At 68.3% G+C, this 23,107-nt stretch carries 18 protein-coding genes; 10 read left to right on the forward strand and 8 right to left on the reverse strand.

Translation table 11 applies throughout. The features are described from left to right. The first annotated feature begins 324 nt into the window (after positions 1-324). The 4 genes from AQJ58_RS46080 to AQJ58_RS36850 all read left to right on the forward strand — a co-directional run bounded on the left by AQJ58_RS46080 (position 325) and on the right by AQJ58_RS36850 (position 5,019). Entirely contained in the window at positions 325-618 is a 294-nt protein-coding gene (locus AQJ58_RS46080) for a transposase (protein WP_199844777.1), read from the forward strand. A gap of 148 nt (positions 619-766) precedes the next feature. Further along, a complete protein-coding gene (locus AQJ58_RS36840) occupies positions 767-1,723 on the forward strand; it encodes a dihydrodipicolinate synthase family protein (protein WP_067258466.1) in 957 nt (318 codons plus the stop codon). A 127-nt stretch (positions 1,724-1,850) separates the two neighbouring features. After that, entirely contained in the window at positions 1,851-3,461 is a 1,611-nt protein-coding gene (locus AQJ58_RS36845) for a flavin-containing monooxygenase (protein ID WP_234360424.1), read from the forward strand. Between the two features lie 121 nt (positions 3,462-3,582). Next, the gene (locus AQJ58_RS36850; RefSeq protein WP_067258471.1) at positions 3,583-5,019 is read left to right on the forward strand and encodes an NAD-dependent succinate-semialdehyde dehydrogenase; all 1,437 of its coding nucleotides are present in this window, start codon (positions 3,583-3,585) and stop codon (positions 5,017-5,019) included. A 37-nt stretch (positions 5,020-5,056) separates the two neighbouring features. Here the strand turns inward: AQJ58_RS36850 and AQJ58_RS36855 are convergent, their stop codons facing one another. The 3 genes from AQJ58_RS36855 to AQJ58_RS36865 form a co-directional block, all read right to left on the reverse strand. After that, positions 5,057-5,440 (reverse strand): nuclear transport factor 2 family protein, encoded by a 384-nt coding sequence (locus AQJ58_RS36855; protein ID WP_067258473.1) that lies wholly within the window; start codon positions 5,438-5,440, stop codon positions 5,057-5,059. A 52-nt stretch (positions 5,441-5,492) separates the two neighbouring features. Then, entirely contained in the window at positions 5,493-7,262 is a 1,770-nt protein-coding gene (locus AQJ58_RS36860) for an aldehyde dehydrogenase family protein (RefSeq protein WP_079079456.1), read from the reverse strand. 303 nt (positions 7,263-7,565) lie between these two features. Then, positions 7,566-8,420 (reverse strand): alpha/beta fold hydrolase, encoded by an 855-nt coding sequence (locus AQJ58_RS36865; RefSeq protein WP_067258478.1) that lies wholly within the window; start codon positions 8,418-8,420, stop codon positions 7,566-7,568. Between the two features lie 309 nt (positions 8,421-8,729). Between AQJ58_RS36865 and AQJ58_RS36870 the strand changes: the two genes are divergently transcribed. Beyond that, complete coding sequence (locus tag AQJ58_RS36870; protein ID WP_079079457.1) at positions 8,730-9,971, forward strand: PucR family transcriptional regulator; 1,242 nt, start codon at positions 8,730-8,732, stop codon at positions 9,969-9,971. Positions 9,972-10,249: 278 nt separating this feature from the next. On the opposite strand, the gene AQJ58_RS42015 is transcribed toward AQJ58_RS36870, so the two are convergent. Together AQJ58_RS42015 and AQJ58_RS36875 are read right to left on the reverse strand one after the other, a co-directional pair. Then, positions 10,250-10,570, reverse strand: a complete 321-nt coding sequence (locus AQJ58_RS42015) for a winged helix-turn-helix transcriptional regulator (protein ID WP_079079458.1) — start codon at positions 10,568-10,570, stop codon at positions 10,250-10,252. Between the two features lie 416 nt (positions 10,571-10,986). After that, positions 10,987-12,042 (reverse strand): aldo/keto reductase, encoded by a 1,056-nt coding sequence (locus tag AQJ58_RS36875; protein WP_067258483.1) that lies wholly within the window; start codon positions 12,040-12,042, stop codon positions 10,987-10,989. 206 nt (positions 12,043-12,248) lie between these two features. On the opposite strand from AQJ58_RS36875, the gene AQJ58_RS36880 reads away from it, so the two are divergent. Next, positions 12,249-12,860 carry a TetR/AcrR family transcriptional regulator gene (locus AQJ58_RS36880; protein ID WP_067258485.1) on the forward strand — a complete coding sequence of 204 codons (612 nt, stop codon included), beginning with the start codon at positions 12,249-12,251 and terminating at the stop codon, positions 12,858-12,860. 75 nt (positions 12,861-12,935) lie between these two features. On the opposite strand, the gene AQJ58_RS36885 is transcribed toward AQJ58_RS36880, so the two are convergent. Further along, the gene (locus tag AQJ58_RS36885) at positions 12,936-13,115 is read right to left on the reverse strand and encodes a hypothetical protein (protein WP_062032528.1); all 180 of its coding nucleotides are present in this window, start codon (positions 13,113-13,115) and stop codon (positions 12,936-12,938) included. A gap of 137 nt (positions 13,116-13,252) precedes the next feature. On the opposite strand from AQJ58_RS36885, the gene AQJ58_RS36890 reads away from it, so the two are divergent. The 4 genes from AQJ58_RS36890 (at position 13,253) to AQJ58_RS42020 (ending at position 19,138) form a co-directional block, all read left to right on the forward strand. Then, positions 13,253-14,140, forward strand: coding sequence for a hypothetical protein (locus AQJ58_RS36890; RefSeq protein ID WP_067258487.1), 888 nt, complete (start codon positions 13,253-13,255; stop codon positions 14,138-14,140). Between the two features lie 406 nt (positions 14,141-14,546). Next, on the forward strand, positions 14,547-16,811 hold the full coding sequence (locus AQJ58_RS36895) for an ATP-binding protein (RefSeq protein ID WP_067258490.1): 2,265 nt from the start codon (positions 14,547-14,549) through the stop codon (positions 16,809-16,811). Positions 16,812-17,154: 343 nt separating this feature from the next. After that, on the forward strand, positions 17,155-17,826 hold the full coding sequence (locus AQJ58_RS45125; RefSeq protein WP_234360425.1) for a hypothetical protein: 672 nt from the start codon (positions 17,155-17,157) through the stop codon (positions 17,824-17,826). Beyond that, a complete protein-coding gene (locus AQJ58_RS42020; protein WP_234360426.1) occupies positions 17,771-19,138 on the forward strand; it encodes a pectinesterase family protein in 1,368 nt (455 codons plus the stop codon). The genes AQJ58_RS45125 and AQJ58_RS42020 overlap by 56 nt, the downstream gene beginning before the upstream one ends. A gap of 518 nt (positions 19,139-19,656) precedes the next feature. Here the strand turns inward: AQJ58_RS42020 and AQJ58_RS36910 are convergent. Next, positions 19,657-22,119 carry a DEAD/DEAH box helicase gene (locus tag AQJ58_RS36910; RefSeq protein WP_420712206.1) on the reverse strand — a complete coding sequence of 821 codons (2,463 nt, stop codon included), beginning with the start codon at positions 22,117-22,119 and terminating at the stop codon, positions 19,657-19,659. Positions 22,120-22,359: 240 nt separating this feature from the next. After that, on the reverse strand, positions 22,360-22,803 hold the full coding sequence (locus AQJ58_RS43065) for a hypothetical protein (RefSeq protein ID WP_159056384.1): 444 nt from the start codon (positions 22,801-22,803) through the stop codon (positions 22,360-22,362). Between the last annotated feature and the right edge of the window lie 304 nt (positions 22,804-23,107).

A 23,107-nucleotide genomic window follows, 5' to 3' on the forward strand; every position in this document is an offset into this window, starting at 1 on the left:
TACCACGACCGGCTGCGGTAGCAGGTTTTCCAGCCGTATCGCACACACCACCAGGATGGGTCAGGAAGGCTGCGAGCTGGTCGGTGACCGGGCTGCTGCCCGGATCCGGCACGCCCAGCGCGGCCGCCGTGGCATTCGCCACCAAGGACGGGTCCCGCACCGGTGCCAGATCCACCAGCCACACCCTGGCCGGGAACTCCGCAGCCGCTACGGCGGCCACCACCAGCGCCAGCCGGGTCCTGCCCGCCCCGCCTGCACCGGTGAGCGTCCGCAGCCGGCGGCGCACTTCGGCGAGTTCCGGGCCTCTCCCCTGATCACTCCGCGATCTCCGCCGCCCGCTACCGCTTCCACGCTCATGCCGCCGACCATGCCCACCTGCCCGAACTCCTCGTACCCGCCGAGACCGTCGAGCAGTGGTGGAACGGCATCGAGACCTACCTGACCACCGGGATCACCAACGCCGCCTCCGAAGGCGACAACCGCCTCATCAAGCTTGAAGCCGCAACGCCTTCGGCTTCCGCAACCGAGCGAACCAACGCCTCCGCTCACGCTGTGCAACCATCTGCCGGAGCCGACGAGAAGCGTACCCCCGCTGAATTCGAAGACTCCGTGAAGTAGCCACATGGTCAATCAACGCCCGACTCTCTGACCACCTGACCGAAGACACCAATCGCCGTGATGCATACCGTGATCCGGACCCCTTTTTTCACTTCGAGTGAAGAAATTCGAGTGAAGAAAACTTTCAAGAGAAAGCAAAAGCGCACCCATGCCTCGTCACGCGAACTTCTTGCCGCAGGGCGTCATCCCCGCCGTGCTGCTTCCCTTCCATGACGACCTGTCCATCGACGAGCAGGCGTTCCGTGAGCATCTGCGCGATGTGGCGTCGACCGAGGGAATCTCGGCGATCTCGATCAATGCGCACTCGACGGAAGTGGCCTCGTGCACGTTCGACGAACAGCGCCGCGTGCTGGAGATCGCGCAGGAAGAGGTCGGCGACAGGCTGCCGCTCGTCCACGGCATCTACGCCGACGGCAGCCTCGAGGCCGCGCGACTGGCCCGGACGGCCGCCGAGGGCGGCGCCTCTGCGCTGCTGGTCTTCCCGCCCGCACCCTTGGCGAGGGGCCAGTACCCCGACATGGCGATCACGCACTTCACGCGCATCGCCGATGCGTGCGACCTTCCGCTGATCGCCTTCCAGTACGGACTCACCACCGGGCTGGCCTACAGCGAGGACACGCTGTTGCGCCTGTGCGACGAGGTGCCCTCCGTGAGGGCGATCAAGGACTCGTCGAACAGCGTGACGCACCATGAGTGGAACATCCGCACGCTGCAGTCGTTGCCCCGCCCCGTTACGGTGCTCACGACGCATTCGGCGTGGCTGCTGTCCTCGCTCGTACTCGGCTGCGGCGGCGTGTTGTCCGGCAGCGGAAGCGTGGTCCACGAACTCCAGGTCAAGCTGTTCCGTGCGGTTCAGGCGAAGGATCTGGCCGAGGCGCAGCGGCTGAACGACCTCATCTATCCGACCGCGCGGGTCTTCTACGACACGCCCGCCACCGATATGCACAACCGCATGAAGGAAGCGCTCGTCCTGATGGGAAAACTGCCGCGTGCAACGGTTCGGCCGCCGCTGGTCACCCTCGGCGAGGCCGAGGTCGAGCGCATCCGAGCCGCGCTGATCGAGGCCGGGCTCCTGGGCGAAGCCGAGCGGCGCTCCGCGGCGTGACCACGGGTCGAGCCCGGCTGCCGTCCTCGCACCGTCCACCATGCCCGTCGGCACGACACCCGCCTCGAAGCGTGCACGGATCTCCAGGGAGAACGACTTGTCCATGTCCCCGTCATCATCGCTCTCGGTGAAGAGCACGAAGCATTTCGACGTCGTGATAGTCGGTGCGGGCTTCGCCGGCATGTACATGCTGCACAAGTCGCGTGAGCTGGGTCTGACGGCGCGTGCGTACGAATCCGGCGGCGGAGTGGGGGGAACCTGGTACTGGAACCGCTATCCGGGCGCTCGCTGTGATATCGAGAGCATGCAGTACTCCTATTCGTTCTCGGAAGAGCTTCAGCAGGAATGGGACTGGTCCGAGCGTTACGCGGCGCAGCCCGAGCTGTTGAGCTATGCCAACCATGTCGCGGATCGTTTCGGGCTGAGGTCGGATATTCAGTTCGATACGCGGATCGATCGCGCCGAGTTCGACGGGAGCCGTGAAACATGGCGGGTGACCGCCTCGGACGGCGACACGGTCACCGCGACATTCGTGATCCTCGCCACCGGCGTCCTGTCCAGCGCACAACTGCCCACGATCAAAGGGATCGACAGCTTCGCGGGCGACATTCATCACACCGCGCGCTGGCCGCATGAACCGGTCGACTTCACCGGCCGTCGTGTCGGCCTCATCGGCACCGGTTCGTCCGGAGTGCAGGCCACCCCGGTGATCGCCGGCCAGGCGGATCATCTGACCGTCTTCCAGCGGACCGCGAACTTCTCCCTTCCGGCTCGCAACGCGGAGCTGACCGACCGGCAGCGCCAGGAGATCCGTGCGAACTATCCGGAGATCCGCCGCTTCATGCGCGAGCAGTCCCGCACGGGCGTGTACGTCCCGCTGCCCGATCGAGGTGCGCTCGACGACAGCGAACAGACGCGCCGCGCCAAGTACGAGGCGCAGTGGGAGCGGGGCGGCCTGGGCTTCCTGTCGCTGTACAACGACCTGTTGCGGAACCAGGCGTCCAATGACACGGCCGCCGAGTTCGTACGCGGGAAGATCGCTGAGATCGTCGAGGACGAACGGACAGCGAAACTCCTGCAGCCGACGACCCATCCGCTCGGCGCGAAGCGCATCTGTGTCGACACGGACTACTTCGCTGCCTTCAACCGTCCCAACGTCTCTCTCGTGGACATCAGAGCGGATCCGATCGAGGAGATCGGTCCGGACGGGGTCCGCACCGCCGAAGGGGATCACAAGATCGATATCCTGGTGTTCGCGACAGGCTTCGACGCGGTCACCGGCTCCGTCCTGAAGATCGACATCCGCGGCCGTGACGGACAGCGCCTGCAGGAGAAGTGGGCGGAAGGGCCACGCACCTATCTCGGGCTGATGAGCTCAGGCTTTCCCAATCTGTTCATCATCACGGGGCCCGGCAGCCCAGCGGGCCTGACGAATGCCATCGTCTCGATCGAACAGCACGTCGAGTGGATCGGCGACTGCCTGGCCCACCTGAAAGCTCACGACATCACGACCATCGAGGCGAGCAGGGAAGCCGAGGACGAATGGGTCGCCCAGGTGAATGAGGCCGCGTCGAAGACGCTCTATCCCCTGGCCGACTCCTGGTTCATGGGTGCGAACATCCCGGGTAAACCGCGAGTCTTCCTGCCCTATGTCGAAAGCGTCGCCCGCTATCGCCAGATCTGTCTCGACGTGGCCGAGCAGGGCTACAAGGGATTTGTGACGAAAGGTGCACGGTAGGCGCGGTGGGCCGCCGCAACGTCATCCCTCTCCTCCACGCATGCGCGATTCGGGCAGCTCCGGTCGGGCCGATGCCGTCCGTGTGCATGCAGGTGACATGAGCAACGAAAGGAAAGCCTCCATGCGCTATCAGGATGTCCTGCTGCACATCGACGGCACCTGGCGACCGGCCGGATCTCGCAGGGAGATCCCGATCGTGAACCCGGCGACGGAAGAGGTCATCGGGACGGTCGCACATGCCGACCGGGCCGATCTCGACGAAGCGCTCGCTGCGGCCGAGAAAGGTTTCAGGGCTTGGCGTGCCATCGCCCCCTTCGACCGCGCCAAGCTGATGCGCAAGGCAGCCGATCTGTTGCGCGAGCGTGCGGACACGATCGCGCCACTGATGGTGCAGGAGCAGGGCAAGCCGCTGTCCGAAGCCCGCGGAGAGGTGATGACGGCTGCCGACGTCATCGATTGGCTGGCCGACGAAGGCCGGCGCGTCTACGGGCGCGTCATTCCGGCGCGCACGCCGGGCGTCCACCAGCTCTCGCTCCGTGAGCCGGTCGGCCCGGTCGCCGCGTTCACCCCGTGGAACAACCCCGTCAACCAAGTCGTCCGCAAGGTCGCGGCCGCGCTTGCCACGGGATGCTCGATCATCGTCAAGGGACCGGAGGAGACTCCGGCCTCACCGGCTCACCTGGTGGCCGCGTTCGTCGATGCCGGCGTCCCGGCCGGCGTCATCAACCTTGTGTACGGCATCCCTGCTGAGATCTCGGAGTATCTGATACCGCATCCGGTCATCAAGAAGATCTCGTTCACCGGCTCGACGATCGTCGGAAAGCACCTCGCGGCGCTCGCTGGACAGCACATGAAGCGCGCCACCATGGAGCTCGGCGGCCACGCGCCGGCGATCGTGTTCGACGATGCCGATGTAGCCAAGGCCGCAGCGACGCTGTCAGCGTTGAAGCACCGCAACGCCGGCCAGGTCTGCGTGTCGCCGACGCGCTTCTTGGTCCACGAGCAGGTCTACGACGAGTTCGTCGAGAGGTTCGTGGCCGAGGCGAAGGCCGTCAAGGTCGGCGACGGTCTCGACGAGGGGTCCCGCATGGGCCCTCTGGCGAACGCGCGCCGCCTCGCCGCTATGGAGACCATGGTGTCGGACGCCGTCGGGATGGGCGCGACCTGTGTGACCGGCGGCCGGCGGATCGGCGGCAGAGGCTATTTCTACGAGCCGACCGTGATCACGGGCGTTCCGAGGACGGCACGGGCGATGAACGAGGAGCCGTTCGGCCCATTGGCACTGATCTCGTCGTTCTCGACCTTCGAGGAAGCAGTGGCCGAGGCGAACCGACTGCCTTTCGGCCTTGCTGCTTATGCCTTCACGAACTCGGTGACAACATCGACAGCGTTGGGCGAGGCGATCGAGAGCGGCATGGTCGCGATCAACGGAGCGCCGCTGGCCCTGCCGGAGGTGCCGTTCAGCGGTGTCAAGGATTCGGGCAATGGCTCAGAAGGCGGTACGGAAGCGCTGGAGGGCTACCTCACCATCAAGTACGTCACGCAGGCGGGGGCGTGACACCGCGTCGGGACCCGGTGTCACGCCCCCGCCTGTCTCAACCGGCCACCGGGGTGGGCTGGTAGGCCAGAAGCCGCCAGCCGTCGGTGGTGTGCTTCCAGACCGCCAGGCTCTTGTTGCGCAGCGTCCTGTCCTTGCCCCCGGCGGTGACATGGGCGTTCATCCCGCCGACCACCAACGCGACGTCGTCGACAACGCGGATGAAGTCGAGGGGATGGTCGATGCGGTGGTACACGAAGAAGCCCGCACGGACTTTCTCGAGGTAGGAGTCCAGCGTGTCGGTGTCGCCGGTCGCGTGCGTGTAAGCCAGCTCGGGGTGGCACAGCCGGGCGAAGCGGTCCCAGTCGCTGTCGACGAGCGCCTGGTAGCGAATGTCTTCGAGCTTGCGGATCTCGGTGACGACGTCGTGGATCGTGGTCATGGCAGGGCTCCCGTCCGGATGACTCGGTCGAACCCGCTCCCTGGCGGAGGGGTCAGCCGCGGATCGCTGAGGCGAAGACTCTCGGCAGCGCCGTCAGGCGAGGTGATGCGAAGAAGCGGGTCAGCAGCCGCCCCGTCGAGGCGGCAGTGCGGTTCGTGACGAACCACGGAGGCCGGGGGGAGATCGAGAGCTCCCCGTGGAGGATCGAGCGCTGCAGGGGCCGGAACGGACCGCGCAGTACCGTCCGCTCCGGCCCGTCCAGGAGCAGCGCGTTGTGCACGATGCCGATTCCGCTTTGCACGTCGTCCAGCGTGTGCCCGGGGAAAGCACCCCAGCTGGCGGTCGCGGTGAGGAATCCCACGCCCGTCCATACGTTCAGGCCTACGGTGCCGTAGCGGAGTTCGGCGATGGCTTCGTCGATCGTCGCGCCGAGTTCCTTGATGGTGCGAGGGTGCGCGATCAGGTTGACGCCCAGCGTTCCGGCGAACTGCTCGTTGGCCGTTTTCACCGCCTCGGCCAGGAACGGCCCGGCCCGGCCCGGCAGTTCGAGCACCCCCAGCACGGGTGCGAAGTACTCGGTGGTCAGGGCATGCCCTGGGTTCTCCGGGTCCAGATCCGCTACCAGCACACGTTCGCCGATGCGTTCCGCCTCCGGGTACGACGCGATGGCCTGCGCGACCCGGTCGTCGCTTCCCGGGTAATAGGCAGCACGCACCGGCGCCGCGGCGAACTCGGCCCGCAGATATGCCAGGAACCGGTCTTTCTGCGCCCAGTCCGAGCTGACGACGACGACCTGGCTCGCACAGCAGTTGTAGCCTCCATTGTGCAGCCGCTGGGTGACGACGTGCTCGGCCTGGAACCGCAGATCCGCGTCGGACCACTCTCCCGGCACCACGATCGTGGGCGATACGCCGCCCAGCTCACTGGTGACGGGCTTGTCGATGCGCGGCGTGCCCGCCGCCTTGCGCGACGCTCCTTCAACACCGGGACCGTAGACGATCGCGTCGTGGGTCGCCTGGCTGCCGGTCATGTGGACGTGGGCGACTTTCGGATGGTTCACCAGATAGGCGCCGACATCGGCGCCGCCGGTCAGAATACGCACCGCACCGATCTCGATGAGGGGAGCCAGGACTTGCGTGAAGACCGCCCGCAGCCCGTCGGTCACCGGATTCAGCTTGAGGGCGACGACACGGTTGTGCGCGTACAACTCGTAGAGCACGTCGAGGATCGGAATCGACGTGATGTTGCCGGCCCCGAGGACCACGCCGATGCCGGACGTCTCCCGCGGCCGTCGCAGAGCCAGGCCGGCCCGGCGTCGCACGGTCTTGGCGTCCACGCCCGGCGGCATCCAGACCTCGGCACTGAACCCGCTCAGCAGGAGCCGGTCCCAGATGCCGTGGGGCAGGACACGGACGGCGGCCCGGCCGCCGGGAGCGCGCCGGACGGCGCCCCGGTCGACAGGACTTCGCCCCTCCTCCAGCGCTTTCGTCGTTGCGGCGAGGGCGGACAGACTGGTCACGACGGGGTACGGTCCGGTGATCCACTCCTCGCCGATCAGCGGACTGTCCCTCGGCACATGCTTGTATGCGGCGGCGGCATCCACCCATGCCTCCGCCTGTGCGGCGGTCGCTGCATGCATCCTCTCCAGCAGCTCGCGCCGGCCCGCCAGATCTGTCTCGGCCCAGACGTCTTCGCCGGCGGCGAGCTCGGCGAGAGCCCGGTCGACCCCCACCGTCCAGGCGGCTGCCGACGACGGTGTCCCGGCCTCGCTCGCCGAAGCGTCTTCGGGGCCAACCGGTTTCTGCGGTACGGGATCAGGCATATCGCACTTTCCGATTCTCTTGTGTCGTGCGGAGGGCGAGGCGCCTCGATGACTGCGCCGACCGGTGTGACCGGGGCGGGGGCCACCCCGGCCCGTGGGCGCCGCCCCTGCGACGTCGGCTGCCTCGGGAGACGGCCGTCGCCGAGGCCGTCACTGCCGTGGAAGCAGCGGTCCTCGTGCGCGCCTGCGGGCCGTGGGAAGGCGTCTCGGCTTCGCCCGGAATCCAGGTACGACCGTGGACGGGCCCGATCGAAAGCGGTCGGGTTCCTCTTGCCGGCCCGGTGGGCAATCGTGGTCGACCCATCAGGCGTTGAGGAAGGCTCTCACCTCGGCGGCGAACGCCTTGGCGTGCTGGAACAGGAAGGCGTGGCCGGCATCGCTGTAGACCGACAGGCGCGCCGAGGACCCGATGTGCTCCACCGCGAAGAAGGACGCCACGGCGGGAATGAGCCAGTCCTTCATCCCGGCGGCGAACAGAACGGGATGCGTCATGGCTTCGAGATCGGACCGGACCTGGTCGACCGGTGTGGACGCGAACGCGAAGATGGCGGCCATGCCGGCCGCGCGAGCCTCCGGCGAGACACCCGGCACCTCGGGGGTCAGTCGTGTCGAGACCCTGCCGATGTGCTCGTACCCATGGGCACGGCCGGCCTCGGTCTCCGGGAAGAACAATGCCACCACGTCGTCCACGGTGGAATCGGGCTTGGACATGATGCTCGCGGCTCGCTCGGAAGCAGGCGGCGCACCCGGTGCCTGGCCACCCGCCGTACTGGCGGCCACGATCAGTCTGCGGACGAGGTCGGGGCGCCGCAGCGACACTCGCTGAGCGACCATTCCGCCCAGCGACCAGCCGAGAAGGTCGGCCTGCGCAAGACCCAGCGCCTCGAGGAACTCGACGGCGCCCTCCGCGATCGCTTCGACGGAGTCGCGCGGTTGCCCCGTGGAGTAGCCGGTCCCGACATGGTCGAAGAAGATCACGTCGTGGTCGGCGGCCAGATACTCGAGGAACTCCGGGTCCCACCAGTCGAGGGTTCCACCGAAGCGGTTCAGCAGGACCAGAGGCACGCCGCCCTGCGACCCGACTCGCCGATAGCCGAATCGGGCAGAAGGGCCGTCCACGAACAAGTTATCCGCCGCCTCAGCCAGATAAGCACTCACTGCATCCGTCTCCTTGCTGTTGCTCCGGTTCCGGCCGTGCGGGGCGATGCCGTTGCCGCCGTTGAGCGCTTCGTGGCCCGTAGCTCGAGAACCGTGCGCCTGTCTGCCCTGCAGACAGTGGAAAGATCGGGACTCACGCTAGCCACGGCGGTTGTCGATGTCTTCGGTCAGCCGGTCAGGAGAACCGAGAGGAACTGACCACCTGGCGCACATCCGCGTGGTGCATCGCGACCCGGGCCCGGTGTCACGGGCACAGGTCACTGTGGCGGAGGGAGACTCTGCGGCGACCAGCAGGTACACAATGAACCCATGACATTGGTGTCACACTCGATCGAGTCCGCCGCTCGCGACGTCGCCGAAGCGCTGGTGCCCCACAGGACCGACATCGGCGAGCGTGTGTGGAACCACATCGTGGCCACGAGCCCGACCCTGATGAGCAGGGCCCACACCCCCTTGAGGCTGGCGAACGCAGCCTGCCACGCCAGCAGCGCCGCCCTGCTGCAGGCCCTGGCCAACAGCGCGTCGCTGGAGGACATCATGCCGACGACCGAGGTCATCCTCGCGACCCGCGCGCTGGTCCAGAACGGCTTCTCCGAGGACGAGGTCATGAGCGGCTATCGGGTGGGCACTGCGTACTGGTGTGAGAACTGGGCGAATGCGGTCGAGAAGTACTGCCCGGATCCCCAGTTGTCAGTGAGGGTCGCCAGCTATGGGACCTCTTTCGCCCTCGGCTGGCTGGAGATGGTCATCGGCCAGGTCGTGGCCGACTACCGGGAGGAGGCGAAACGGATGTCACGAGAGGGCTCCGTGGCACGGGCTGCGTACGTCCGCAAGATCCTCACCGACGGCGACCTCGACATTGCGACCGCGAGCAGGGACTTGCGCTACGACCTCACCGGTCGTCATGTCGCGTTCGTCCTCAGTCGCCACCACGACAGCCGGGATGCCGCCCCGCTGGACCCGATCGCGCGCACCCTCGCGACCGGTCTGACAGCGTCAGCTCCGCTGATCGTCCGCGTCGACGTCGACACGACACTGTGCTGGGTCCCCGCCGACGAGATTCGCGCAGTGCATGTTCCGCACGCACCGGCCCTGATCGGTCAGGGGCGGCCGGCACGCGGACTCGACGGGTTCCGCCGGAGCCACCGCGAGGCCTCCGAGGCCGCGAGGGTCGCGCATCTCGCACGCCGCCCCGCCGGGACAGTCACGCGTTTCGACGATGCCGAGCTCGTCGCGCTGTGCAGCAAAGACGGCGCCTTCTGTGACGCCTTCGTCCGTGACAAGCTCGGGCCACTGGCGGAGGACACCGATGAAGCGCATGGTCTGCGCACGACGCTCGAGACCTACTTCGCGTCGAACTGCAACTTCCGTGCCACGGCGGTCCGCCTCGGTGTCCATCACAACACGGTCCGCTACCGGCTCGAGCGGATCGGCGCCCTGCTCGGCCGCCCGCCCGAACAGAATCGCCTGCACCTCGAGCTCGCCCTCCATCTGGCAGGCGGCCTGGGTCTGTTCACTGGAGTCGGAACAGCCGCGGTGAGTCAGTACTGAGCTGCGACGACACTCGGGGCAGGTGCGGGACCGGCCTTGGGGCAAGGGGCAAGGACTGGAGAGGAAAGGTGTCGCGGTTTCCCGCACGACACCCGCTGCCGATCTGCGCCCTCGACGAACGCTCCGCCCACATCGCGCGCTGGACTGAGCGCCACCTCGGCGGCTGCTTCGGGGCCATGGAACAACCCGAACCCCACCGTCTGGCCAGGAGACAAGGGGTTACGGCTGTCCGGTGACGGCGACGATTGTTCCGCGGTTCGTTGTCCCTCCTCACGGAGTCAGGGAGGATCGCCCCCAGCAGGATCGCCGAGATGGGCCACTGCCCAGTTTCGGAGCTCCTCCAGTGCCGGACGGATCGTCACTCCAGCTCGCGTCAAGCGATACCGCACGCGCAGCGGGGGCCCTTCCCTCACCTCGCGCACGACGAGGCCTGCCGCCGCCAGGTGGGCCAGCCAGAGGGAGAGTATTCGCCCGCTGATGCCGGGAACAGCACGGTGCAACTCGGTGAAGTGCGCGGGACCGGCGAGAAGCACGGCGATGAGCGGGCCGCTCCAGCGCTTGCCCAGCAGGTCGAAGACGCGTGTTGTGGCCGCGTCCACCTGGCGGTTCTAGCGGTCCTCGCGCTGCTCTTCCGAGCTGTCGCGTCCCCTTCATGGCATCTCTCTCGCTACGTCTCGCGGTCAGGAAGCCACCGACCTGATCGAGGTCGCGGCATCGGGACCCTCTTCTTCACAAGGTGTGTCACTGGATAGGCCGGTGGCCGGCGACTTTCGCGGGGCACCTCACGGTGCCGTAGACCGGTTCGGCGGCGAGCCGCCGAACCGGTGGGCGAGGTGACCGCGCGCCAATGCACCCTCGGCTCCTCGCGGAGGAGTCGGTCGACACGATGGGGGCTGTGACCGCTGAGGGGACCTGCCGCGGCCAGGCAGACGGCACTGCCCCGGACCGTGCGCACGATGCGGGTCGGGAACAGCGGCGCCGACGGTATGAGGCCGCCAGTGACAGGATCCGGTGCTCAGGCCACGGGCACGGAGGGCTGGGTGACGAGGGAGGCGTCACCGCCCTGCACAGCGTTGCGGGTGCCGGCGGTCGCCTCGTGGGGCACTCCGAGGGGGATCGCGCTGACGTCGGACAGGCGGGCGTACTGCTTGGGCGTGAGCTGGACGTCCAGGGCGCCGAGGTAGTCGTCGAGCTGGGTGAGGTTGCGCGGGCCGATGATCGGGACGAACGAGGTGGACGCCTGGGCGGCACGCTCCCGGAGCCAGGCGACCGACACCTGGGCGGGCGTCGCGCCGCTCTCCTCGGCGACGGCCAGGACGGTGTCGACGACAGCGGTCTTCTGGGCGGTGTTCTCGGTGTGAATGACCGCCTTGAGGTCGGTCAGGCGCCCCTCGGCGCTGTGACGGTACTTGCCGGTGAGCAGTCCGCCGCCGAGCGGTGACCACAGAGCGGCGCCGAGTCCCAGACTCTCCGCCATCGGCAGCAGCTCGCGGTCGGGGGTCCTCTCGATCAGGCTGTACTCGATCTGGATGCCCGCCACCGGTGCCCAGTTCTTCAGGTCCGCGAGGGTGGCGGCGCGGGAGACGCGCCAGGCGGGGAAGTTGGACAGGGCGGCGTGGAGGATCTTCCCGGAGCTGACCATGTCGTCCAGCCCGCGCAGGATCTCCTCCATGGGTGTGAGGTCGTCGGGGAAGTGGACCCAGAACAGGTCGACGTAGTCGGTGCCGAGGCGCTTGAGGCTCGCCTCCAGCGAAGCGACCATGTTCTTGCGGCTGTTGCCGGTCGTGGAGATGCCGGGCCGAGGGCCGGATCCGTTGGTGAACTTGGTGGCCAGGACGAAGTGGTCCCGGTCGGCCGCTATGAACTTGCCCAGCAGCTCTTCCGACTCGCCGAACTGGTAGGCGTCCGCTGTGTCGAGGAACGTCCCGCCGGCCTCGGCGAACCTGTCGAACATCCGGCGCGCCTCGTCGGGTTCGGCACCGGCGCCCCAGCCGGTGCCGAAGTTTCCCGTGCCGAGCGCGTACTCGGAGACGCGCAGTCCGGTCCGTCGTCCGAAGGTCGTGTAGCGCATCAGATCTCCTTGGTGCTGATTTCGCATCGGTGAGCGGGGCAGCGCGTGAGGGGGCGCGGAGCGCGCTTGAAACAGGTGTGGTGCCGACGAACCACCCATCCGCGAGCAGCGCGATGCGGACATGGCTAAGTAAGAAGGTCGGTCTACTTAAGCCCACCGTAGCCGCCTCCGGCGGGCTATGTAAAACGCTCGGTATCCTTAAGGGTGTGACCGAATCTTCCCCTGTACGTCGCCGTCGTGGGCGCGGCGCTCGCGAGCGGATCCTCAAAGCGGCGACCCAGCTGTTCACGGCGCAGGGGATCAACGCGACCGGGATGGACCAGCTCTCCACCGTCGCCGAAGTGTCGAAACGCACCCTCTACACGCACTTCCCCAGCAAGGACGAACTCGTCGCCGCGTACCTGCAGTCACTGGTGGACGATCTCCTACCCGTCGCCCCGTCACCCACCCGGCTGACACCGAGCCCGCGCGAGCGGCTCCTCGCCGTCTTCGACTGGAAACTCCCGGACGCCACCGCCCCGTTCCGGGGATGCCCGTTCCTGAATGTCAGCGTCGAAGTTCCGGACCCCGGGCATCCCGTCCGTCAGCTGGCCGCAGCGCACAAGAGGGAGTTTGCCCACCGCCTCACGGACCTCGCTCGCGAGGCAGGGGCGGCGGACCCGGAAACCCTCGGTGAGCAACTGGCCCTGCTCTTCGACGGCGCGGCCGCCCGTGGCACCGCACTCAACAGCAGCAACACCGGCGCGTGCGCACGATCCATCGCAGAATCGCTGATCGATGCCGCCCTCGCCGACGCCGGCCCGGCACTGCCGGGATGAAGGCGGGCAACCTCCCGCACGAAGCCGTCACCCCCCGTGGCGAAACCATCCACGTCATGCCGGGTCGCCGCCGGTTCAGCGACCCAGGCCGAGGTCCTTGACGAACACCCCCTCAGCGAGCAGCAGACGGGCCAGGTTGCTCCCGGTCGGCCGGGCCCGGTAGGCGCGCAGGTTCTGCGCACAGGTCTGAAGGTCGGAGATGAGCGTGAGCGCGTGGTAGAGCGTGAAGACCACCGCAGCGGGGCCGAGTGCCACAGCTGACCTTTTCGGCATAGTCGTGTCCCTTCCAATGACCTGAACCGCCCCAAGCGGCGGTTCTACTTCACTATCTGACATGTGAGGCGGCACCGGAAACCGCCAAGGAAGGCCAATCGCGTGTAATCTCCATAGGTGTGAGCAGCATCAGCGGACCAGCAACGATCGACCAGCTCGTCCAGGACGCGGCCAGCCACAACCACACCGTCACCGCCCGGCTGATCCGCGACTGGACTGAGAAGGGCCTGCTCGACTACCCGCAGCGCCGCCCGGCCGGCAAGGGCCACGGCTCACACCCGGCCCTATACGACGAGAAGCAGCGCTATCTCCTGCTCACGCTGCTCCACCATCGCAAGCAGGGCGCCGGCATCCGTACCCTCACGCAGATCCCCGTCGGGATCTGGATCTACTGGGGAGACGACTTCGTTCCCCTGCGCCAGGTCCGCGTCGCCATGGCGACCTGGATCGGCGACCCGAGAGTCAGCCTGCGCCGGGCGCGCCAGATCGCCCGCACCATCCTGCAGCAGATGGACCACCCGGCCGCCGCACCGGCCGCCCGCAAGGCGCTGCTGGACATGCTCGCGCAGGCCGCCTACACGGGACGCGTTGACCTCACGGCTCTGGAATCCGCAGCTCGAGCCGTCTTCGAACCCGGCTTCAGCCCGCTCCACCGCGCTGTCGGCCACCTCAGCGCACCACTCACCGTCGACTCCCAGATCGGCATCATCGACGCCCGCCTGCAGGCGATCGCAAAGCTCACCACGGACCAGTTCAGCGACGACGACTTCCGCAACGCCCGGCACGCCCACCTTCTGGGCTACGCGCAGTACGTACGAGACCAGCCCTTCCTCGCCACCCAGGAACCGGCCGACCACCCCGGCCTGTACGAGCCGGTCACCGCCGAGAGCACCCTGAACCAGTCCTGCGATCACCTGCTCACCGCTCTCGGCCTCGGCATCATCCACCCGGAGCGGACCACCGAGTTCACCCGGCTGCCCGCTCCCCGCATCACTTTCCGCGCATAGACGCCTCCGCGTGATCCTGTCGGGGATCTTGACGCTTTCCGATGCCACAGCATGACCAACGGGGCATGCTCGTGGCTGCCGCGCCGACCACCACAGGTGAGCTTGTTCCGCTTTGACGGACACCATCGGTGTGGTGGTCCGGCCCTGACCGCGGAGATCGGCCGACGCAGGGGCTGACCGAATTCGCCCTGGGGCACGCTGCGATCCGGCGGGTACTTGGCGGTACACCCAGGCCTGCCGCCGCTCCCGCTTGATACCTTTCGGTGGCATAGATGCGACTGTGCCCCTTCCGCTCCTCCGTTCTTCCGCGTGCCGCGCACCGAAGCCGTCACCGTTGACATCCCCGCGCCGGCCACGGGGCTGGGGCACGAAGGACGCGTGCGAGCCGTTGAAGGCGAGAAGGAACTTGACCGTCCACACATCAGCGCTGGGGATTCTGCCCGTCGCCCTCACCACGTTTGTGGGCAGGCGCCAAGACCTGGCCGAAGTGCGCCGCCAGCTGGGGACGACGCGGCTGCTGACACTCACCGGTACGGGCGGGGTGGGCAAGACACGGCTGGCGCTCGAGGTGGCCGCCGCGTCGGCAGCGGATTTCGCGGACGGGGTGTGGCTGGTGGATCTGGCGCCGGTGCGGGACCCGTCGTTCACGGCGAACGCGACGGCGACCGCGCTGGGCATGCCGGACCTGGGCATCAGACCGGTCGCCGAGCAGCTCGCCGCCTTTCTGGCCCACCGCGCTGCGCTGATCGTGCTGGACAACTGCGAGCATCTCGTCGATGCCTGCGCCGAGCTGGCACACGCCCTGTTGTCGGCTTCTCCCGGGCTGCGCATCCTCACGACGAGCCGCCAGGCGCTGGGAATCTACGGCGAGCACGTCTTCACCGTTGCTCCGCTGGCGCCGGATGACGCGGTGGAACTGCTGGGGGACCGCACCACCGCCGTGCGCCCGGAATTCCGGATCACCGACGGCAACCGCGCCCAGCTCCTCCACCTGTGCGCCGGCCTGGACGAGCTACCGCTGGCCATCGAACTGGCCGCGTCCCGGCTGCGGACCCTGACCGTCGAGGAGGCCGTGAACCGGCTGGAGGACCGCTTCGGGCTGCTCGCGAGCGGCAGCCGGGTCGCCCGCCCGCACCAGCGGACACTCCGCGGGCTGATCGACTGGAGCCACGACCTGTGCACGCCCGCCGAGCGGCTGCTGTGGAACCGGCTGTCCGTCTTCGCCGACGACTTCAGCCTGGACGCGGCCGAGGCCGTCTGCGAGGGCGACGGCATCGACCGGGCCGAGGTGCTCGGTCTCCTCGACCGACTGGTCGTGCAGTCCATCGTTCTGCCCTGCGAACGCGAGGGACTGATGCGCTACCGGCTGCTGGAGACCATCCGCCGGTATGGGCGGGAGCGGCTCGCCGAGTCCGGCGAGGAGCGGCGGATGCGGCAACGCCACCACGCTTTCTACCTCGCCCTCGCCGAGCGCATCGCCGAGGGCTGGTACGGCCCCGGCCAGCGGGAAAGCCTGGCCCGGCTGCGTGCCGAGCATGCCAACCTGCGCGCGGCGCTGGGCCGGGGCGATGACCCGCAGGCAACCCTGGCACTGGCCGCCGCGCTGCGCTTCCACTGGTGCGAGGGCGGATTCCTCGGTGAGGGACGCCGCTGGCTCGAACCGGCGCTCGCCGCCGCACCCGAACCCACGCCGGCCCGGGCCAGGGCGCTGTGGGTCACCGCCTGGACAGCGGTGTTGCAGCACGATCACGCTACGGCGTACCGGTTGCTGGACGAGGCCGCGGAGCTGGGCGAGCGGCTGGCCGACCGCGTGGTGCTGGCCCACGTCCAGAACCTGCGGGGCACGCTGGCGTTGTTCAGCGGCCGGCTGGTGGAGGCCGTGTCCTTGTCGGAGGAAGCTGTGGCCGCCCACAGGGGGACAAGCGAGGAGATCGGGGCAGTCTACGCGCTGATCGTCATGGCCACCGCCCAGTCCCACCTCGGGGATCCGCGCACCACGCAGACCTGCAGGCAGGCGGTCGCCCTCGCCGAGGCGCATGACGAGCGGCTGGTCCGGGCGCATGCGCAGTGGACTCTCGGCTACGACGCCTGGATGCGCCGTGACCTGCCGGAGGCCACGGTCATGATCCGGGCCGCCCTGGAGAACGAGCAGGGCTTCAACGACTACCTCAGGGTCGCGCTGATGCTGGAGCAGCTCGCCTGGATAACCGCCGCGGGCCGCGACCCCCAGCGCGCGGGGATACTCATGGGCGCCGCGCGTGTCCTGTGGCGGGACACCGACACCAACATCTCCGTGTTCGGACCGCACATGGTCGACCAGCACGCCGAGTGCGAGAAGGAAGTCCTACAGGTCCTGAGCCCGGCGGCGTACGAGAACGCCCTCGCGGAGGGCGCGCGCCTCCGCGGCCCCGACGAGGCCATCGCCTACGCCCTGCGCACCGGATCAGAGCCGGCCGGCGCAGTCCCCGCCCCGAGCCCGCTGACCCCTCGCGAGCAGGAAGTGGCCGCACTCGTGGCCGAGGGCATGAGCAACCGGCAGATCGCCTCCACGCTCGGACGCTCCCCGCGCACGGTCCACGGTCACGTCGAGAACATCCTGGCCAAGCTCGGCTTCGGCTCCCGCGCCCGGATCGCGTCCTGGTGGACAGCGAACCAGGCACCCACCCCGTAGGACAACCCCGTAGAAATACCCGGGCCCGGAACGGGGCCCCGGGCCCGTACAAGTACCCATGGCCCCGGGGCGGCCCCCTCGCCGAGTCTTTGGCATGACATACACCAAGGCCCGCCGTCCTGCGCCGCTGCCTTCAGGCCTGCGCCCAGGCGGGCGCCCCCGTTCCCCGACACCCCACGGCGACGGCCGGCAACCGGCTCCGTGACGGGAGAGCGCCGACCGATGTCAGTTGCTTCTGTTCCTGCCGCACACGGCACCTGGGGCATGAAGGTCACCGTCAGAAACGGCAGCCGCCGCGCACCGCAATCGAATCAATACGTCGCTCAGACCTGAAGGAGCTCCTATGACGACAGAGATGCAGGGTGGACCATCCCGAAGGTCATTTCTCGCCGCTCTTACGGCCGCGGGTGTAGTGGCCGGTGGCGGTCTGGGCCTGATGGTTGCCGCCGCCCCCATGGCAAGCGCCGCGACCGGTGCGGACGTCGAGTGGCGGATCACCGGTGAGCCCGAGGAAGACAGGCTCGGCTACGCCAGAATGCTCCTCGACGTCACGACGGCAATCGCCGACCACCGGATCAGACTATGGGACCAGGGCAACGCCGGCGCCTCCATGGGGTACCCCGTCGACGTGACCCAGAGCACCGGGACCAGCTCGTACATCACCGTCGATCTGCACGGCGAGGGGGACAGGCCCGAGTTCATCCGGCTGATCCTGCGCCGGTCGGACGCCTACCTCATGGGCTGGTTCCAGGGTACCGAGGACGGTGCCGGAGTCGTGCGGCTCGGCGACTTCTTCCCGCTGGAGGCCGGCCTGCCTGACCAACGGTCAGGGCGGGATACCACAAGGCCGGCCAGCCGGGACTCTCGGCCAGACCGACCAGGGCAGCACTACGAATCCCCGGTACAACACGCTCGCCGGATACGACGCTCTGAGGGGACAAGGCGCCACCCGCGACGGCATGCAGATCAGTGCCGCCAGCCTCAGCGACGCCGTGCTGAGGCTCCAGGCAGGTGACAGCAATCTCGCCGGTTACGTCAGGGTCGTGGCGTCGGCGATCCTTCAGATGATCGTGGGGGTCTCCGAAGCCGCTCGGTTCCGCAGGCAGAGGGAGGCGACCCTGGAGGCGTTCCGAACAGGACAGGCGTACCAGGTCACCTCGCAGCAGCAGGAGCAGCACAACAACTGGTCCCGGATGAGCTCCGCGCTTCTGGAAGGCTTCCTGAGCGGGTCTCCGGAACTCACTCAGGCATTGGTGCTCGGTGCGACCGTCTACCGCCTCGCAAGCGAGCTCGCGCGGGAACTCAACCTGGCCTACCACTCGGGCAAGAACACCTACAGCAACCCGAAGAGCCACAGGGACGAACTCCTCGAGGGCGGCACACTGCTCGTCGCGGCCACGGGCGCCGGTGACTACTGGACCGTACAGGAGGCGATCGACGCCGTTCCCCGGACAGGCGCGGACACCATCGTCATCGACAACGGCGTCTACCACGAGGTCATCAGCGTCCCGAAGGACAGGATCGGGCTGACGATCGATGCCGTCTCCGACATCCCCGAGATGGTCGTCATCCACAACACCAGGTGCCACGGGATGATCGACCCCGCGACCGGCGCGAAATACGGCACCCAGGGCAGCGCCGTGGCCACCTTCAGGGCGCCCAACCTGACCATCCGCAACCTCACGATCTCCAACACCTTCGACAGCGCCGCTCACCCGGAGATCAGCCCGTACGAGACCCAGGCCGTCGCGGTCGCCGCCATGGGCGACCGGCAGGTGTTCGACAACGTCTCGATGCTGAGCCATCAGGACACCCTGCTCGTCAAGGGGGAGACGCCCACCACCCAGGCCCGGCAGTACTTCCACGGCTGCTTCATCCGGGGCGACGTGGACTTCATCTTCGGCAACGCCACCGCCGTGATCGACCGGTGCAACATTCAGATGCTCGCATGGCCCGGCGGCACGGTGCTGGCGCCGAACACCGACTACCGTAAGAAGTACGGGATCCTCATCACCGACAGCTCCATCAACTCCCTCGCGTCGGCGAGGACGATGTACCTCGGCCGGCCGTGGCACAACGCTCCGGAAGTCAGCCCCCAGGCAGTGGTTCGCAATACGCAGGTGGCCTCGGTCGTGACGGAAACGCATCCCTGGACCGACATGACGCCCGACTACTCCTGGTCGTCGGCCCGATTCAAGGAGTACAAGAACACCGGTCCCGGAGCCGGCGTCGGTGCCAACGCACCGCAGCTGACCGACGCCCAGGCCCTTGAGTACACAGTTCAGAAGTACCTGGCCGGCACCGACGGATGGAACCCGACCTTCTGACCCCGCCCAGGTGACAGGCACACAGCCCGCCGCCAACACCCTCGCCCCGGCGACACGGTGAGTGCCTGCGTCCGAACCTCGGGGCGGGAGACGGCCTGAACCGCAGTGCTGACGTGGGAGGTTGACGAGAGCGTGACCGCCGTGGTTTCTGCGCGCTGAGCGAGGTGACATGCGTGCATCGGAGTGTCGTGCGGTCTCAGTTCTCGCCGGCGTGGGGTTGGAAACCGCTGACTTTGGTGACCGTCCTGTCATGGCAGATGGTGGCCCCCGGTCTCCCCCTCGAAGACCGGGGGCTATCGACGTTTCTGGGTGTGTCCCGACACTGCGGTGGCACCGGCTCCAGCGTCACATCTGGGCCAGCGACAAAGGAACTCCCCAGTTCATCCCCTCACAGTCCCCGCGCAACCGCCATGCGTGCACGGCCCGGACGGCCTCAATGGCCTGCCTTCGCTGATCAGAGCCTGCCCGCCGTGCCGGGCCCCTGCCCACCACAGATCAACCGCCCCCTCGCCGGCTCACTACCAGCGCATGCCCAGCGCCGACAGCTCCTCGACTCGCTCAGGCGCAAGACTCGCCTTACGAGTACGGGAGTTGGCGATGAACACACCCAGCGCCAGCTCAGATCCGTCAACGGTTTCGGTGTGCGTTCGGGGTACGTTCAGATGACCCTCCCGAGCGCGGTACCGGCGGGCTGCCGCCAGATTCGCCTCCCACTTCTGCGCACGGCTGCGCCGAGGGACGACCGTCGCCGCCGGCATCTCTTCCGCACGGGGTTCGACGCCCAGTACCTCGTCGAGCAGCCACTGCTGCACGCTGCTCAGCGCATTCCACTCCTGCCGCTGTGTCTGCACCCAGCGCCCGATGTCTTCGCCCTGCACCAGCAGCACGCCCTCCCTCTCCGGCAGTGAACCCCCGGTCTGGCGGTGCATGCGGGCAAGGTGGAAGCAGCGCTGCCACGCCACCGGCCACGCCGGACACCACGCGGGATCGATCTCCTCCAGCGCCCGGCGCCGCTCCCGGCTCAGCCCACCCGCCCCAGAGCCCGCCTGCGGCCCCTTCGCCAGGTGGCCCTCGGCGCGCCGGGCAGCGGCACGCTGGTTCTTCAGCCAGATCCCGACCGGGTAGTTCTCCCAGGTAGCCTCGGTAGGGGCCAGCAGATGGCCGTGCTCGGCGGCCCAGCCGCGGGCCGCGGCCAGGCCCTCGTCGAAGGCGACCGTGAAGTGGGACCACACCATCCCCAGTTCGTCCAACTGCGCCACCCGCTCCGGGTCGAGCCTGCCCTGGCGATTCAGGCGCCGCTGGTTGGAGATCCACACCCCCAGCGGGAACCCGTCAGGAGCGGTGTGCCCGTAGGGAACGCGCAGATGCCCCTGGTCACTGTGAAACGCGAGTGCCGCCTGCAGTCCCCGCCGCCAGAACTCGCCCTCCGGCCGCAGCACCCGCGCACTGATGAACGCCGCCAACTGGGCCGGATCCCGCCGCGACGAGAACGACAGCAGCCCCTGCGCCGCACCGCCGGTCCCGCCTCCCGCGCTCGGGCCGACAGAGGCCGCCTCGGACCGGCTGGCGGCCTCGGACCGGCTGGCGGCCTGCGGGACGGCGAGCTGCTCGACCGCCTCCGCGTCGTGCGCCCGCAGCGCGGTCAGCAACTTCGCCAGGTCCTCATACGCCTTCGAGGCGAGCATCTCGTCCGGCTCTTCACCCTGCCCCAGGAACACCGGCACGACCAGCGAGGCGATCTTGCCCTCACCCGGCTGCATCCGCAGCGCACGGCCCACTGCCTGGACCACGTCGGGCACCGAACCCCGCACGTCAGCGAAGACCACCGCGTCACAGCCCGGCGTGTCCACTCCCTCGCCCAGCACCCGCACCGACGACAGCACACACCGCTCCCACACCGCACCGTCCGCCGCACACCCCGCCGAGAACTCCTCCAACACCTCCCGCCGGTGCCCGACCTTGTGCTCCCCGCACAGCCACTGCGCCCACACCGCCCCCGGCTCCGTATAGGCCCCCTCGCCGCTCTCCCACAGCGCCTTCGCCACTGCGCCCAGCCCACTGGCGAAGGCCTCCGCCTCACTTGTACGGGAGTGGAACGTCAACAACCGCCTCAACTTCTGCTCGGCCGCCGTCTTCAGCACCGCCGTCTGCAGCGCAGCCAACCGCAGCCCCCGCACCGCGTCACTGCGCGCATCCGACCCCACCAGCTGCATCGCCTGCACCTGCGGATCAGCGATGTCCACACACACCACCTGATACCGCGCGACCAGCCCCCGCTCGATCGCCTCCGACAGCGGCAACCGGTACACCACCGGCCCGAACACGCTCTCGTCATCCATGGACGCCACCAGCGCCGCCGACCCGCCCTCACTCCCCGACGAGGCATCCCACAACCGCGGTGTCGCCGTCATGTACAGACGCCGCGCCGCCGGCACCTTCCCCTGGGCATGCACCGCCGCCCACGGCTTGCCCAGCACCCCCGACGTCCGGTGCGCCTCATCCACCACCACCAGGTCCCACCGACCCAGACCACCCGCATGCGCCCGCTCCAACACCCCCAAGCCCAGCGCCGCATACGTGGCGAACACCGTCACCCGCTCACGGCCGGCCAACCACGCCACCAACTGCTCGGCATCGGTCGTGCACGGCACTTCCAACGCCCCACCCTCGCGCGGCGAGCACACCCCGAACATCGGCCCCGTACGCCCTGCAGCCCGCCACACCCCCACCATCTGCCCCAGCAGATCGAGCGTGGGCACCAGCACCAGCACGCGCCCTGCACGCAGCTCCAGCGCCGTGTGCACCCCCACCAGACTCTTGCCCGCCCCCGTGGCAGCAACCACCTGAGCCCGCAGCCCGTTCTCAGGCCACACCCCACCCGGCGGCTGAGCCAACGCCCGCACCACCGCATCCACGGCCTCAATCTGATGGGGACGAAGCCGATGCCGACCCGACACGATCTTCCGCCTTCCACGCCGCACCAACAGGGGCAGTAGCCCCTCACTACAGACTCTATCCCGAGCCACTTTGATGCAATCGCCCTATCGAGCGACAACAGTGCTTTGCCCTCGAAGGCCGCACCCATCACCGTCCCACCCAGACCTCACCCCTCGCGGGAACTGCCCCGGTCTTCCGCGCATGGCGGGTGCGGAGTGGGAGAATGCCCACCCCGCACCCGCCGTGCTTCAACCGCCCGCAAGCGGCAACAGGCTGAAGAGCCGTCAGGACGGGGGAGAGGCAGGTGACTTCGGAAGCCCCTCCATCCCGAGCTTCGCCAGACGCGACCGGATCGCATTCGGCTGCCGAGCAAACCGTTCAGCCAGCTCGTCAACACCACTCCCAGAAGTGTGGAGCCGCAGCAGCAACTGGTCATCCTCCGGCGTCCACCGCTCGTAGGCCTTCGGATACTGCTTGCGCACCTCGTCTACCGAGTACACCCGCGAAGCCGGCTCCAACCCCACCGGCAGCTCCACCCCGTCCAACACGGAAGAGGGGAAACTACACACTTCAACACCCCGCAACCAGAAGGTGATTGAACCGCCCTCGAACGTCAGCAGATCCGCCTCAACATCCAGCACCCGCCGCATGACATCCCCATCCGAAGGATCAACCACGAACTCCGAGAAACGTAACCGGATCTTCCCCTGAGAAACAGCACCAGACATGCCAACCACCCTGCCCAACACGGCGCCTCAGCAAGCCCGGCACCACTCCTTGTAGTCAGCCAGGCCCGCAACGCGGGCCCAAGGCAGGGGAGCGAAGCGGACCTGCCTCCGAGCCGCGGAGCGGATCTGGTCCCGGGCGTTCACGCCCGGGCACTTCCTTGGGTCCGCAACGCGGACCCACCCGGCGGGCTTGCCCGCCAGCAGGCCGCGCAACGCGCGGGCCCCGAGCCGCAACGCGGCTCGGTTCGGGGGGCGCCGCAACGCGGCGCCGTTCACTTTGGGGGGTGCGCAGCACCCCCCAACC

Source organism: Streptomyces sp. DSM 15324 (genome assembly GCF_001514285.1).
In the GTDB taxonomy this organism is placed as follows: Bacteria; Actinomycetota; Actinomycetes; order Streptomycetales; family Streptomycetaceae; genus Streptomyces.